This is a genomic window from Azospirillum sp. CT11-132 (genome assembly GCF_047302835.1).
Taxonomy (GTDB): domain Bacteria; phylum Pseudomonadota; class Alphaproteobacteria; order Azospirillales; family Azospirillaceae; genus Azospirillum.
This window is the reverse complement of the sequence record NZ_JBGLZA010000008.1, coordinates 111604-123851: the sequence shown is the minus strand read 5'-3', so window position 1 is coordinate 123851 and position 12248 is coordinate 111604. Positions and strand designations below refer to the sequence as shown.

General features: G+C 66.7%; 13 protein-coding genes and 1 pseudogene. 5 read left to right on the top strand and 9 right to left on the bottom strand.

The genetic code is table 11. The features are described from left to right. Positions 1 to 7 precede the first annotated feature (7 nt). The 3 genes from ACCD06_RS29230 to ACCD06_RS29220 all read right to left on the bottom strand — a co-directional run bounded on the left by ACCD06_RS29230 (position 8) and on the right by ACCD06_RS29220 (position 3112). Positions 8 to 1507, bottom strand: a complete 1500-nt coding sequence (locus ACCD06_RS29230; protein WP_413345461.1) for a CoA-acylating methylmalonate-semialdehyde dehydrogenase — start codon at positions 1505 to 1507, stop codon at positions 8 to 10. A 50-nt stretch (positions 1508 to 1557) separates the two neighbouring features. Next, positions 1558 to 2229, bottom strand: a complete 672-nt coding sequence (locus ACCD06_RS29225; protein ID WP_413345459.1) for a CoxG family protein — start codon at positions 2227 to 2229, stop codon at positions 1558 to 1560. A gap of 184 nt (positions 2230 to 2413) precedes the next feature. Next, positions 2414 to 3112, bottom strand: a complete 699-nt coding sequence (locus ACCD06_RS29220) for a TetR/AcrR family transcriptional regulator (protein WP_158282010.1) — start codon at positions 3110 to 3112, stop codon at positions 2414 to 2416. A 395-nt stretch (positions 3113 to 3507) separates the two neighbouring features. On the opposite strand from ACCD06_RS29220, the gene ACCD06_RS29215 reads away from it, so the two are divergent. Both ACCD06_RS29215 and ACCD06_RS29210 read left to right on the top strand, forming a co-directional pair. Further along, positions 3508 to 4722, top strand: a complete 1215-nt coding sequence (locus ACCD06_RS29215; RefSeq protein ID WP_413345457.1) for an MFS transporter — start codon at positions 3508 to 3510, stop codon at positions 4720 to 4722. A 68-nt stretch (positions 4723 to 4790) separates the two neighbouring features. Further along, positions 4791 to 5105, top strand: coding sequence for a DUF1330 domain-containing protein (locus tag ACCD06_RS29210; RefSeq protein ID WP_085082738.1), 315 nt, complete (start codon positions 4791 to 4793; stop codon positions 5103 to 5105). A gap of 176 nt (positions 5106 to 5281) precedes the next feature. On the opposite strand, the gene ACCD06_RS29205 is transcribed toward ACCD06_RS29210, so the two are convergent. From ACCD06_RS29205 to ACCD06_RS29195, 3 genes are all read right to left on the bottom strand, one after another. Further along, the gene (locus tag ACCD06_RS29205) at positions 5282 to 5530 is read right to left on the bottom strand and encodes a thioredoxin family protein (RefSeq protein ID WP_109075859.1); all 249 of its coding nucleotides are present in this window, start codon (positions 5528 to 5530) and stop codon (positions 5282 to 5284) included. Between the two features lie 52 nt (positions 5531 to 5582). Next, positions 5583 to 7043: a permease gene (locus tag ACCD06_RS29200; protein WP_413345454.1), complete on the bottom strand. Its 1461-nt coding sequence runs from the start codon at positions 7041 to 7043 to the stop codon at positions 5583 to 5585. Positions 7044 to 7276: 233 nt separating this feature from the next. Next, complete coding sequence (locus tag ACCD06_RS29195; protein ID WP_413345452.1) at positions 7277 to 7546, bottom strand: hypothetical protein; 270 nt, start codon at positions 7544 to 7546, stop codon at positions 7277 to 7279. Positions 7547 to 7764: 218 nt separating this feature from the next. Between ACCD06_RS29195 and ACCD06_RS29190 the strand changes: the two genes are divergently transcribed. Then, positions 7765 to 8397, top strand: coding sequence for an exonuclease domain-containing protein (locus tag ACCD06_RS29190; RefSeq protein WP_136701658.1), 633 nt, complete (start codon positions 7765 to 7767; stop codon positions 8395 to 8397). 430 nt (positions 8398 to 8827) lie between these two features. Further along, positions 8828 to 9580: a FadR/GntR family transcriptional regulator gene (locus ACCD06_RS29185; RefSeq protein WP_244560498.1), complete on the top strand. Its 753-nt coding sequence runs from the start codon at positions 8828 to 8830 to the stop codon at positions 9578 to 9580. A 12-nt stretch (positions 9581 to 9592) separates the two neighbouring features. On the opposite strand, the gene ACCD06_RS29180 is transcribed toward ACCD06_RS29185, so the two are convergent. Next, positions 9593 to 10111 carry a histidine phosphatase family protein gene (locus tag ACCD06_RS29180; RefSeq protein WP_413345449.1) on the bottom strand — a complete coding sequence of 173 codons (519 nt, stop codon included), beginning with the start codon at positions 10109 to 10111 and terminating at the stop codon, positions 9593 to 9595. A gap of 131 nt (positions 10112 to 10242) precedes the next feature. Between ACCD06_RS29180 and ACCD06_RS29175 the strand changes: the two genes are divergently transcribed. After that, a complete protein-coding gene (locus tag ACCD06_RS29175) occupies positions 10243 to 11178 on the top strand; it encodes an IS110 family transposase (protein ID WP_085083272.1) in 936 nt (311 codons plus the stop codon). A gap of 18 nt (positions 11179 to 11196) precedes the next feature. Here the strand turns inward: ACCD06_RS29175 and ACCD06_RS29170 are convergent. Together ACCD06_RS29170 and ACCD06_RS29165 are read right to left on the bottom strand one after the other, a co-directional pair. Beyond that, positions 11197 to 11445: pseudogene (locus ACCD06_RS29170) on the bottom strand (histidine phosphatase family protein); the annotation flags it as partial. 13 nt (positions 11446 to 11458) lie between these two features. Next, a complete protein-coding gene (locus ACCD06_RS29165) occupies positions 11459 to 12220 on the bottom strand; it encodes an SDR family NAD(P)-dependent oxidoreductase (RefSeq protein ID WP_413345447.1) in 762 nt (253 codons plus the stop codon). Positions 12221 to 12248 lie beyond the last annotated feature (28 nt).

The window sequence follows — 12248 nt, the reverse complement described above, 5'->3', positions numbered from 1 at the left end:
CTCCTGTTCAGCCCAGGGTGGGCATCACGAGGGTGGGGGCGGTGGCGTTGCCGACCCGCCAGCGCGCGGTCACCGCCTTGGTCCGGGTGTAGAACTTGATGCCCTCGGTGCCGTGGACGTGCAGGTCACCGAACAGCGAGTTCTTCCAGCCGCCGAACGAGAAGAAGGCCATCGGCACCGGGATCGGCACGTTGATGCCGACCATGCCGACCTCGACGGTGTCCTCGAACAGCTGGGCGGCGGCGCCGGAGCCGGTGAAGATCGCCGTGCCGTTGGCGAAGGCGTTGCCGTTGATCAGCGCGATCGCCGCCTCCAGCGTCTCCACCCGCACCACCGACAGCACCGGGCCGAAGATCTCGTCGCGGTAGATGCTCATCGACGGGTCGACCTTGTCGAACAGCGTCGGCCCGACGAAGAAGCCCCGCTCGCCGCCGGAGACCTCGACGGTGCGGCCGTCCACCACCAGGGCGGCGCCCTCGCGCTCGCCGGCGTCGACGTAGCCGCTCACCTTGTCGCGGTGCGCGCCGGTGATCAGCGGTCCCATGTCGATTCCAGGCTCGATGCCGGGGCCGGTCTTCAGCGCGCGGGCGCGGGTGGCCAGCCGCTCGACCAGGGCGTCGGCGACGTCGCCCACCGCCACCGCCACCGAGATCGCCATGCAGCGTTCGCCGGCCGAGCCGAAGGCGGCGCCGATCAGCGCCTCGGTGGTGAAGTCCAGGTCGGCGTCGGGCATGACGACGGCATGGTTCTTGGCGCCGCCCAGCGCCTGCACGCGCTTGCCGTTGCGGGCGCAGGTCTCGTAGATGCTGCGCGCGATCGGGGTGGAGCCGACGAAGGACACGGCCGCCACGTCGGGGTGCTCCAGCAGGGCGTCGACCGCCGTCTTGTCGCCATGGACCACGTTCAGCACGCCGTCGGGCAGGCCGGCCTGGGCGAACAGCCGCGCCAGCATCACGCTGCAGGTCGGCACCTTTTCGGACGGCTTCAGCACGAAGGTGTTGCCGCAGGCGATGGCCATGGGGAACATCCACATGGGCACCATGACCGGGAAGTTGAACGGCGTGATGCCGACGCAGACGCCGACCGGCTGGCGCAGGGAATAGGCGTTGATGCCGGTGCCGACGCCGGCGTGCTCGCCCTTCAGCAGGTGGGGGATGCCGCAGGCGAACTCCGCCACCTCGATGCCGCGGCGGACCGAGCCCAGCGCGTCGTCCAGCGTCTTGCCATGCTCCTGCGAGGCGACTGCGGCCAGCTCGCGCTCGTTCTCGCGCAGCAGCGTCAGATAGGTCTGCAGGATGCGCGACCGGCGCAGCGGCGTCGTTGCGCGCCAGCCCGGCAGGGCCCGCTTGGCCGCGGCGACGGCGGCATCGACGTCGGCGGCGTCGGCGAAGCCGACGGTGCGCACGACCTCGCCGGTGGCCGGGTTGAAGACGTCGCCCCGGCGGTCGCCGGTGCCGCGATGTTCGCTGCCACCGATCCAGTGGGGCACGGCGTCATGGATGGTCATCGTCGTTCCTTTTCGCGTCGAGCGATCGGTAAGGGCCCGATGTGGGCGTGTCAGATGTGGATGAGGTAGCCGATGACGCCGCCCAGCACCGCGCCGGTGGCCAGCCAGAAGAAGCGCTGGAACTCGCCGCCCCAGCCGCCGGTATGGACCGGCGCGGCGGCGGGCGCCGCCGGCCGCCGCGGCGCATCGGCCCGGAGGCCGGGCTGGGGCAGGGGTTGGTTCTGGGACTGGCTCTGGATGTCGGCGGGTGCGGCGGGCGTGCCGTCGGCGGCAGCATCGGCCGGACCGGTGAGGCGGTCGTTGAAGGCGCGGAAGAAATCGTCGGCCATCTTGCGGGCCGAGGCGTCGATCAGCCGGCCGCCGATCTGGCTCAGCTTGCCGCCGATGGCGGCCTCCGCGGTGTAGCGCAGCAGGGTGCCGTCCGGCGCCTCCTCCAGCGTCACCCGTGACTGACCGCGCGCCATGCCGACCGACCCGGCGCCGCCCTCGAACCGGAGGGTGCAGCCCGCCGGCGCGTCGATGTCGCACATCTCCACCTGTCCGGAGAAGCGGGCGCGAAGCGGGCCGACCTTGGTCAGCACCCTGGCCTCGAACGCGGTGTCGCTGTGGCGGATGACATCCTCGCACCCTGGAATGCAGTGCTTCAGGACCTGCGGGTCGTTCAGCGATTCCCACACGCGCAGGCGCGGCGCGGCAATCCTCTGTTCGCCGGTGAGTTCCACTGGCTTCCTCCGATCTTATGGGGCGGGTGCCCTTGCTTGCCGGGCAGTATTTACCATGTGGTCAATACGGGTCAAGCTATTTTCCGCTTGGTCAATAATCAATCGCGCGTGTGGTCGCGACTGCGGCCCGGCAGGCCGCGCCGCCGGCGCTGGAACGGTCAGGACGGAAGGACGGGGAGGGCGGTCAGCCGGCCGGCTTGCCGGCTTCGCGCGGGAAGATCTCGCGGGCGGCAAGCACGAAGGCCCGCACCCGGTCGGTGACGACCTGGGGCAGGTTCTCCGGGAATTTGTGCCCGTAGATCCAATGGCGCACGCCGATGTAGAAGATGCCGCCGTGCAGGCCCCAGATCAGCTCGTTCTCTGCCTCGGTCGGCTCGCGGTCGTCGTCGAGCCCGAGTTCGATGCGGGTTTCGCCGATGATCGGCCGCAGCAGCCGTTCGCCGACCAGGGTCAGGTAGTTGTCGTTGATGTAGCCGTCGGCCAGGGCGGAATGGATCAGGATGCGCACCCACTCCTTGGTCAGGATGGTGCGGGCGTAGTCGATGTAGACCCGCGTCACCCGCTCCTCGAACGGTTCGCTGCGGTCCTTGACCCGATGCTCCCATTCCGGCTTCCAGCGCCCGAGATAGACCTCGGCGTAGACCCGCTCGATCAGCGCCTTCTTGCTGGGGAAGTAGTGGAACACCAAAGGATGGCTGACGCCGATCGTCGTCGCCAGTTCCCGCATCTGTCCGGCCAATCCATGTTCGGAAAAGAACTGGATGGCGCCCTCGATGATCTGGCGCTCCCGCTCCTCGGTCGACAGGCGCTGGCGCCGGCGCGGTGCGGCGGTGCGGGGGGCGTCGGCGGGAGTCTTGGAGGAGGGCGGCGAGGAGGGCGACACGAGGGCCCGGCGTGGCTGTGAGCGGATGGTCCTGCTTAGGCGATGACGCCGGTGGCGTCAAACCCTACCTTGCGGCCGCCGCCGTGGGGCGGCCCGAACAGTCAGGCCCCAACATTCCATTCGTTGGTCCACACATCTTTATTGACAGGCCGCCGGGGCCATCCTAACAATTTACCAATTGGTCAAAAGCGGATCATCAATTCTCCGCTTCCAGTGCATGAACGTCAACCCACCGGCTGGTGGGAATCCCGCTGATGGGCACCCCCGGTCGTGGGCGCGCCGCATCGCGGGTCGGGTGAACGTTGCTCAAAAAAACCAAAGCCGCATCAGACACGGGAGGTCCGCACATGCATGCAAGCGCGAGTGGCAGCCAGCACCGCTGGAAAGTCCTGATCATGACGTTCCTGGCCTATCTCTATGATAGCCTGGACTTGCAGATCCTGGCGATCTGCATGCCCGTCATCATTGCGTCCCTGAACATCTCCTTGACCGACGCCGGCCTTCTCGCCTCGGCCACCATGGTCGGCACGGCGCTGGGCGGCGTGCTGTTCGGCTGGATCGCCGAGAATTTCGGCCGCAAGAACGCGGCGGTAATCTCGCTGATCGAATTCGGCGTGTTCACCCTGGCGGTCTACTGGTGCACCTCCTGGGAACAGCTGATGGTCCTGCGCTTCCTCCAGGGCATCGGCATGGGCGGGCTGTGGGGACCGATCGTCGCACTGATCGCCGACCATTGGGCGCCCAAATACCGGGCGCGCGCCGCCGGCTTCATGCTCAGCACCTTCGCGCTGGGCGGCATCCTGGCCTCGGTCATGGGCCGCTTCCTGCTGACCGAGGTCGGCTGGCGCATGCTCTTCGCCCTGACCGGCACCGCCATCGTGGTCGGCCTGCTGTTCTGGGTGGTGGTGCCGGCCGATGAGAAGCCCATGGTCCGCCAGGACAAGCCCCGCATCAACCTGGGCCAGCTCTTCCAACCCGGCGTCGCCAGCCTGACCATCGGCGCCACCATCGCCGCCGCGTGCCAGATGGGTGGCTTCTGGGGCGTCAGCGCGTGGATCCCGACCTATCTGGTGACGGTGCGCGGCCTCAGCATCGAATACATGAGCGTGTTCAGCATCGTCATCTTCACCGGCGCGTTCCTCGGCTATTTCCTGTTCGCCGCCCTGGCCGACCGGATCGGCCGGCGCAAGGCGCTGATGCTGGCCTTCCTCGCCGACTCGATCATCGTGCCGCTCTACGTGCTCATCCCCGACGGCATCCTGCTGTTCTGGATCAGCCCGATCATGGGGCTCAGCTTCGGCGGCGTGTTCGGCCTGTTCGGCTCCTACTTCGCGGAACTGTTTCCCGTGCACATCCGCGCCATGGGCAGCGGCTTCGCCTTCAACATCGGGCGCGGCATCGGCGCGGTGGTCACCCCGGTGACCATCGGGGCCATGGCCAAGACCTACGGCCTGGGCTTCGGCATCGGTGCCTGCTCCGTCATCTTCTTCATGGGCGTGGTCATCCTGTTCTTCATGCCGGAAACGCTGGTCGCCAAGACTGCGCAATCGGCCAGTGCCGGCAACGGAGCCCTGGACAACGGAACCCGGACCAGCGCTGCCGAGGCGTGAGTCCCCCCTGCGTGACACCGGCCTTCGGGCCGGCGTCGACGGAACCCCTTTTGAGGCGGAAACATCACATGCCCAAGACCTACTGGGTCGCCCAGGTCCAGGTTCACGACCCCGATCGATACGCGCTCTACGCCAAGGGCGCGGGAGACGCCTTCGCCAAGCACGGCGGCCGGGCGCTGGCCCGTGGCGGCCGGCTGCACTGGCTGGAAGGCGTCGAGCGGCCCCGCGGCGTCATCATTGAGTTCGATTCGATGGAGGCTGCGCAGGCTTGCTATCAGTCGCCTGAATACCAGGACGCGCGGCGCCACCGCGAGGGTGCAGCCGACTTCCATCTGGTGCTCGTCGAAGGCCTGGAGCCATCACCCTCCGAACAGGCCGGGTGACACCCTGCGTGAACCCATGTCCAGCGAACCGGTTCCGGCGGACGTCGGGAATTTGTTTGTAGCCGGCGTGGCCGAGCAGGGTTCAGCGGCAGGCTGCCGGTCCCGCCATCGGCCGTCCACGACACCGATGGCGAATTCCGAAACGGCAATCCGAAGGGCTTCGGCGTTGGACTTCCTTATTGCCCGCCGGCGGCTTCCTTCAGCCACGCCACGATCTCTTCCCGGCGCGGCAGCCGGCCGGACATCTTGACCTGCTCCTCGACAACGAGGCCCGGCGTGGTGATGACCGAGTAGTCGATGAAACGGGTCGGGTCGGTGAGGTGCTCGATCTCGACGGGGATGCCGGCCTCCTGCGCCGCCTCCCGTGTCAGTTCCTCCAGGCGTTTGCAGCGGGCGCAACCCGGCCCAAGGACTTTGACGTGCATGGCTCGATCCTCCTTCCCGGTAAATGATTGGCGATAGAAGCGGTTTGCTCGGTCAGGCGGCTTTCGCCATCGGACCGCTCCGGCGATGGATGGCGTAGAGCGCTGCGGCAAGGGCCACCAGGAAAAGGACAAGCCATCCACTGAGCAGCCACAAACTGGTTCCGTCCTTCCACGCTCCGAAGGTCAGGCCCGCCGCCGTGCTGAACAGCGCGACCAGCCCCACATAGGCCCACGCCTTCGTGCGACCGATGATGGTGGCGGTGATCAGGATGCTCTGCAGGCTCAGCTCGGGATCCGCCATCAGGTAGGCGAGCAGCGGCCCCGGGTGCATGCCGAGCGACAAGAACATCTGCGCGACCGGCACCTCGACCAGGGTCGGGAAATACATGAACACGCCGAAGACGACGCCCACCAGATTGGCGAGCACGCTGTTGGCACCGGCCATCGTTTCCACCCACTCCGGCCGGATGAAGACGCGAAGTACGCCCACCGCGAAGACGCCGACAATCAGCAGCGGGAAGATCTGCCGGACAAAGCGCCAGCTTTCCCACAGCCATTGCTGCACCTCGAACCGATCGATGGAGCGATGCGCGATCCAGGCGATCGCTGCCATTGTCGCCAGGACACCGGCCAGCTTGCCGGTCATGTGCAGCGTGACGCCATTGGCGTGCGGCTGCATGCCCATCGCCGCGACCGCCAGGGTCAGCATGACCAGCGCCAATGCCGCCCAAGTCCAGCGGTTGAAGCCCTCGTCCACCCGTCCCAGGCCGCGCGGCGCCACGGCCGCAATGATACCGAGCAGCAGGACAAGGATCGCCCCCTGCGCGCCAATTCCCTCCTCGCCTTTCGCGGGGTCGAAGGGCACCAGCCGGTGCAGCGTCGCGTCGAACGCGTCCATGCCATGGATCGGCAGTGTGACGCTGGCGTAGCTGTCGAGCAGGAAGCCGACCTTCAGTGTCCCGGCGATGAGCAGCGCCACCAACAGCATCATCAGCAGGAGGGAGGCGGGTTGCAGGCGATCGCTCCCGGCGAAGCTGCTGTCGGCCTCGCCGGCGTGGGCGCGGTCGTCCTCGCTGAAGATCAGCGCCATGATCATCCCGATGCCCACGCCGAAGGCCAGAGACAGCACGAGGCGCGCCACCGCGAACTCGGCGCCCAGCGCCGCGCCCGTGTAGGTCAGCGCCAGGATGTTGGCGGCGGGCGCGAAGAACAGGAAGGTGACGGCCGGTCCCAGCCCGGCCCCCTTCTTGTAGATGCCGGCGAACAACGGGACGATGGTGCACGAACAGACGGCCAGCAGGCTTCCCGCCGCGGCCGCCGCCGGATAGGCGACGGCTTTTGGCGCGCCGCGCCCCAGATAGCGCGTGATCGCCGATTTGGGTATCAGTGCGGCCAAACCGCCTGCGATGAAGAATGCCGGGACGAGGCACAACAGCACATGAGCGGCCAGATAAGCGGCCAAGCTGCCAAGTCCACTCTGAACAATCTGAACAGGAAGGGCGGATGTCTCCATGGTACCTTCCTTCCGTGTAGCAAGGTCCGGAAACCAGTATGCCGTGGTGGAGCGGTAACCGCCCTGATGCACGTCAATCACGGGGGGCAACCAGGATGGTTATTTCGGATGACGGGTCCGAGTCGTGGCAAATCCTGCCGGCGAATTCCGAAACGGCAATCAAAAGGGCTTCGGCAAGCAAGGCATCCCGCTCCGGACGATTTCGCAGGAAGCCGTGACTGGTGGCTGGGAGGTCACCGCATGGCGAAAAGTTCCTGGTGGAAGCGCAGGTCCACCGGCATGCCCTGGGTCGCGAAGTCGTGCCGCAGCGCCTCCCCGAAGCCTGCTGGGCCGCAGAACCAGAGGCTGGCGTCACGCCATTCCGGCACCGCCGCGCGGATGCGTTCCCCGTCCAGGCGGCCGTCGCGGGCATCGACCAGGACATGCAGGCGTACGCCCGCCGCTGCCGCGTCGGCGGTGAGCTTGGCGATCCATCGAAAGCAACGGTGCGTGGCGGGCGGCAACAGCTTTGGACGTCTCAAATGCGATTCTGCACCGCGTGTGTTACGGCGATGGACCCCGATGTGCTCGGATGCACCACCAAGCGAACGGATCCCCTGTGCGGCCGACCAGCTGCTGCAACAACGTCATTCGCCATGCTACTCTGAGCGGTGTGACGGAGCATTGTCCTCGTTTCACATCTGTGCCACGGGCGGTTCCACCGACAAAAGATTGGATCTCAATGAGCACGCAGCCATGGGAAGGCCGTGACCGGCTGGTCGCGATCGACATCGAGACGACCGGACGGCGCCTGCCGAGCCTCCAGGACATCCGTAAGGCGCCCAAGGGCCTGCGTCAGCCCGGCATCATCATCGAGATCGGGTGTCTTGAGCTCGTCCGTGAGGGCGAGTCCTGGCGGAAAGCGCGCAGCTGGGAGGCCCGGGTCAACCCCGACGCCCCTCTCCATCCCGACGCCATCAAGGTGCACGGCATCAAGCCCGCCGACCTGAAGGCGGCGCCCCGCTTTCCTGAGGTGGCCGACGCGCTTCTCGCCTTTCTGGGCGAGGATCCGCTGGTAGCGCATGCCTATGAGAACGAGATGGACTTCCTGAACTACGAGTTCGCGCGCTGCGGACGCGCCGCATGGGGTGCCGACACGTTCCCGGCGGACCGGTTCATCTGCACCAAGGAGATGTCGCACGCGGCCTTCCCCGGCGCTTCCGGCTCGCTCGATGCGCTGTGTGATCGGCTGTGGCTCGACCGGAGTGATCGCTTCGCCCACCATGGCGCGCTGCTCGACGCGGACCTGACGGCTGACGCCTTCGTCAAAATGGCGTTGGGAGATACCGGCCCGCGTGGCGCCGTGTATGAGTGAGGCACAGCGCAGGGCACTCGGGTGCAAGGCATTCGGATGCAGGGCATTCGGATATTGTGCCGTGCGCCCCCTGAGCAGCGGAAAGGGCTGAAGTCGCAGCTCTGTTACCTGGCTTGGAAGCGGGACCCCTTCAAAACCGATACTGTCCGTCACTGCGTGGGGTCCCGGCCTGCGCGCTCGAGCTTTGCCCGCCCGGGCGGGCGAGGCCGCCTTCGGTTGCAAGGTCCTGAACAGCATGACCAACGTCGGAATGCATCAAGCCACCAGCCCGGCCTTTTTGCACCGATGTCAGGCGAGCATGGATCGATCAGGCAGCAGCCGTTAACACTGGCCGCCGGTTTGCGAACAAGGTACGATAGTCCGACTACCCGACACTGCCCGATCCGCCGACTGGGCCGATGCCGAGGCTTGGTGCCAAAAGGACGCATCCTTGACCGAACACAACCCAATGATCTTCGAGAAAGTCGAGGTTCAGCCGGCTTATCAGCTGGTGGCTTCGAACATCGAAAAATGCATCATGCAGGGCGTTTACAAAGTTGGGCAGCAGTTGCCCTCCGAATTGGATCTCGCCAGACAGCTTGGGGTCAACCGCTCCACCGTGCGCGAAGCGATTCGCGTGCTGGAGCAGAACGGGCTGGTGTTCCGTAAGAGCGCCCGCCGTCTGGTCATCAGTCTGCCGCGGGAACAGGATCTGGCCTCCCGCGTCAGCCAGGCCATGATCCTGCACGAGATCACCTTTCTGGAATTGTGGGAAACCATGCTGCCGCTCGAAGTCCGCGCGGCCGAACTGGCGGCCACGCGCGCAACCGAGGAGGAGATCGAACGGCTCGAGGCCAATCTTCGGGAGACCGCCGACTGTCTGGAGCATGAACAGAAACTCGTCGCCCTCGACATCGAATTTCATCTCCTCGTCGCCAAGGCGTCCCGCAATCGGGCGCTGCTGTTGGCGCGGGAGCCGATCGGCTTGCTGTTTTACCCCGCCTTCTATCAGGTGATGTCGCGGCTGAATGCCAAGGACCGCCTGCTCTCGGCCCATCGGGAGGTGGTGGACGGAATCCGCAACCGCGATGCCAAGCACGCGGCGCAGTGGATGGAAAAGCACATCAGGGATTTCCGGCGGGGCTACGAGCTGGCCGATCTCGACATGAACAAGCCGGTCGACAACAGCCGCTATTTCGAGTGACCGGGGGCGCTTTCAAACGCGACGGCGGCTGCGGACCACCTGTTCCATCGACGTTGCGTGAAGACCCTCCTTCACGGGGTCATAGGCGGTCATGTTCACGGTGCGGACCAGCGGTCGCCAGCCGCCGGAACCGTCCGGTTCGAGGTCGATGATGTTGAGGCAGGCGTAATCCTGCTCCAGCGTCGCCAACGCGGCCGGGCCGCAGCCGAGGGCGTCGCACAGGATGGCGCGGTTCACACCGTCATGCGCGACCAGCAGCAAGGACCGCCAGTCCGGCGCGGCGACCAGCCGGTGGAAGGCCGCCGACACCCGCTTGGCGAAGACGGCGAAGACGTCTCCGCCAAGAAACCGCCCTTCCTCCTCACCGCAAGCCGCGTAGGCGTGGGCGAGCCGCTCCTCGATGGCGTCCGCCGGCAGATCCCGCAGCCGACCGCCACGGATCTCGCGGAAACCCTTGTGTCTTTGAATTTTGCTAGAGAAGAAGCCCTGGGGGGGTGGGGCATGCCCCACCCCCCCAGGGTGGAGCGGCACCCGCTAAACCCTTGGCCCTGGCCGGCCGCGGATGAGCTTGGGACCGCTCCGCCGTCTTCCACGCCCGAACAGTTGCCTGGCACGACCGCCGAACAGGCAAGGAAGGGATCCGAAGAATGGCACTTCTTCTCATATTTGTCGGCATTGATGTAAGCAAAGACGCTCTCGATGTCCATCTCCTGCCCGGCAACGCTTCCTGGCGCGTGGACAACACCGAGCAGGGCTGGAAACAACTGATGGCGTGGCTGGAACGCCACGGCGAGCCGGCCCAGATCACCATCGCCCTGGAGGCCAGCGGTGGCTTCGAGAAGGGCTGCGCCCGCAAGTTCGCCGAGGCGGGCTATACCGTCTCCATCCTCGATCCGGTACGCGTGCGCCGCTTCGCCGAGGCCGCCGGTCAGTTCGCCAAGACCGACGCCATCGACGCCCGCGTCATCGCCCGCTTCGCCCAGACCTTCACCACCACCCCGGCGGTCTTCGACCAAGCCACCGAGCGGCTGGCTGAGACTGTGCGCTGGCGCCGCCAGCTGATCGAGCAGAAGACCGCGCTGGACAATCAACTGCGTGGCTTGACCAGCACCTCCCTGCGCCGTGCCACGCGCGGCCTGCTGACCCGGCTCGAAACGCTGATCGAGCGGATCAGCGACGAGATCGCCAAGCAGATCCAGGCCAATCCGGCCTGGACCGCCGTGACCAAGCCGATCCACTCGATCAAGGGAGTCGGCCCGGTCACGGTCGCCACCCTGCTGGCCGAGTTGCCTGAACTGGGCAGGCTCGACCGGCGAAAGATCGCCGCATTGGTTGGGGTGTGCCCTTACACCCGCCAAAGCGGCAAGAGCGACGCCAAGCGCATGATCCGCGGTGGGCGCCTTGGACTGCGCAACGCACTCTACATGGCCGCACTAACCGCCATGCGATATGATCCAACCCTCAAAGCCTTCTCCGAGCGCCTCAGAGCCGCCGGAAAGCCGGGAAAGGTCGCCGTCGTCGCTGTCATCCACAAAATGCTGACAATTCTCAACGCTCGGGTCCGTGACGCACTGGCAGCCATTCCCACCAACACATGAACAAGACAGTTGCTCATCCTCCTCCAGCGGCAGCCCACGTCCGGCGATGAGGAGCCCGGCAGTCTCCCGCGTGCGGGGCAAGCCGGAGCACACCGCCCGGTCGATGGGAACCGCGGCGAGATGGTGGGCGAGCGCCTCCACCTGCTTCAGCCCGGCCGGCGTCAGCGGGACGTCGCGCGGGTTGTGCGGCTGCCCCGACCGGTCGAAATACGCCACCTCCCCATGCCGCACCAGATGGACCCGTCGCCGGACAGTCCCTTGCCCCATCATCGTGGCCGCCTTATTTCGGCTGCATGCGCAACGCGGCGTCGAGCCGGATGACCGACCCGTTCACCATCGGATTTTCGACAATCGACAGGACCATCCGGGCGTACTCCTCCGGCTTGCCGAAGCGGTGGGGGAAGGGGATGTTGGCGACGATGGCGTCCTGGACCTCCTGCGGCATGGCGGTGACCATCGGCGTTCCGAACAGGCCGGGCGCGATCGCGGCCACCCGCACCCCGTAACGGGCCAGTTCGCGGGCGGCCGGGAGGGTCAGGGAGGCGACGCCCCCTTTCGACGCCGCGTAGGCGGCCTGTCCGATCTGCCCCTCATAGGCGGCGATCGACGCTGTGTTGACGATCACGCCGCGTTCGCCGTCCTCCAGCGGTTCGAGCGTCGTCATGACCGCAGCAGCGAGCCGCATCAGGTTGAAGGTGCCGATCAGGTTGACCGACACGACCCGGGCGAACTCGTCGAGCGGCTGCGGCCCGTCGCGGCCGACGATGCGGCCGGCCGGAGCGATGCCGGCGCAGTTGACCAGGATGCGCGCCGGTCCGTGCGCCCCGGCCGCCATAGCCACTGCGCGCTCGGCCGAGGCGGCGTCGGTGACGTCGCACGGGATGGCGAGGCCGCCGGTCTCCTCGGCGATCGACGTCAGACGTTCGGCGGACAGGTCGAGCAGCGCGACCTTGGATCCGGCGGCGGCAAAGGCCCGCGCGGTGGCGGCGCCCAGGCCCGAGGCGGCACCTGTGACGATGACGGGATGGGTGGACGGATTCATGGCTGATGTCCTTGAAGAAGAAAAGCAG

Bases quoted from the DNA above. Each gene is read 5' to 3' on its own strand.
- ACCD06_RS29165 (WP_413345447.1), bottom strand. From the start codon at position 12,220: ATGAATCCGTCCACCCATCCCGTCATCGTCACAGGTGCCGCCTCGGGC.
- ACCD06_RS29210 (WP_085082738.1), top strand. From the start codon at position 4,791: ATGCCCAAGACCTACTGGGTCGCCCAGGTCCAGGTTCACGACCCCGAT.
- ACCD06_RS29215 (WP_413345457.1), top strand. From the start codon at position 3,508: ATGACGTTCCTGGCCTATCTCTATGATAGCCTGGACTTGCAGATCCTG.
- ACCD06_RS29230 (WP_413345461.1), bottom strand. From the start codon at position 1,507: ATGACCATCCATGACGCCGTGCCCCACTGGATCGGTGGCAGCGAACAT.
- ACCD06_RS29190 (WP_136701658.1), top strand. From the start codon at position 7,765: ATGAGCACGCAGCCATGGGAAGGCCGTGACCGGCTGGTCGCGATCGAC.
- ACCD06_RS29200 (WP_413345454.1), bottom strand. From the start codon at position 7,043: ATGGAGACATCCGCCCTTCCTGTTCAGATTGTTCAGAGTGGACTTGGC.
- ACCD06_RS29205 (WP_109075859.1), bottom strand. From the start codon at position 5,530: ATGCACGTCAAAGTCCTTGGGCCGGGTTGCGCCCGCTGCAAACGCCTG.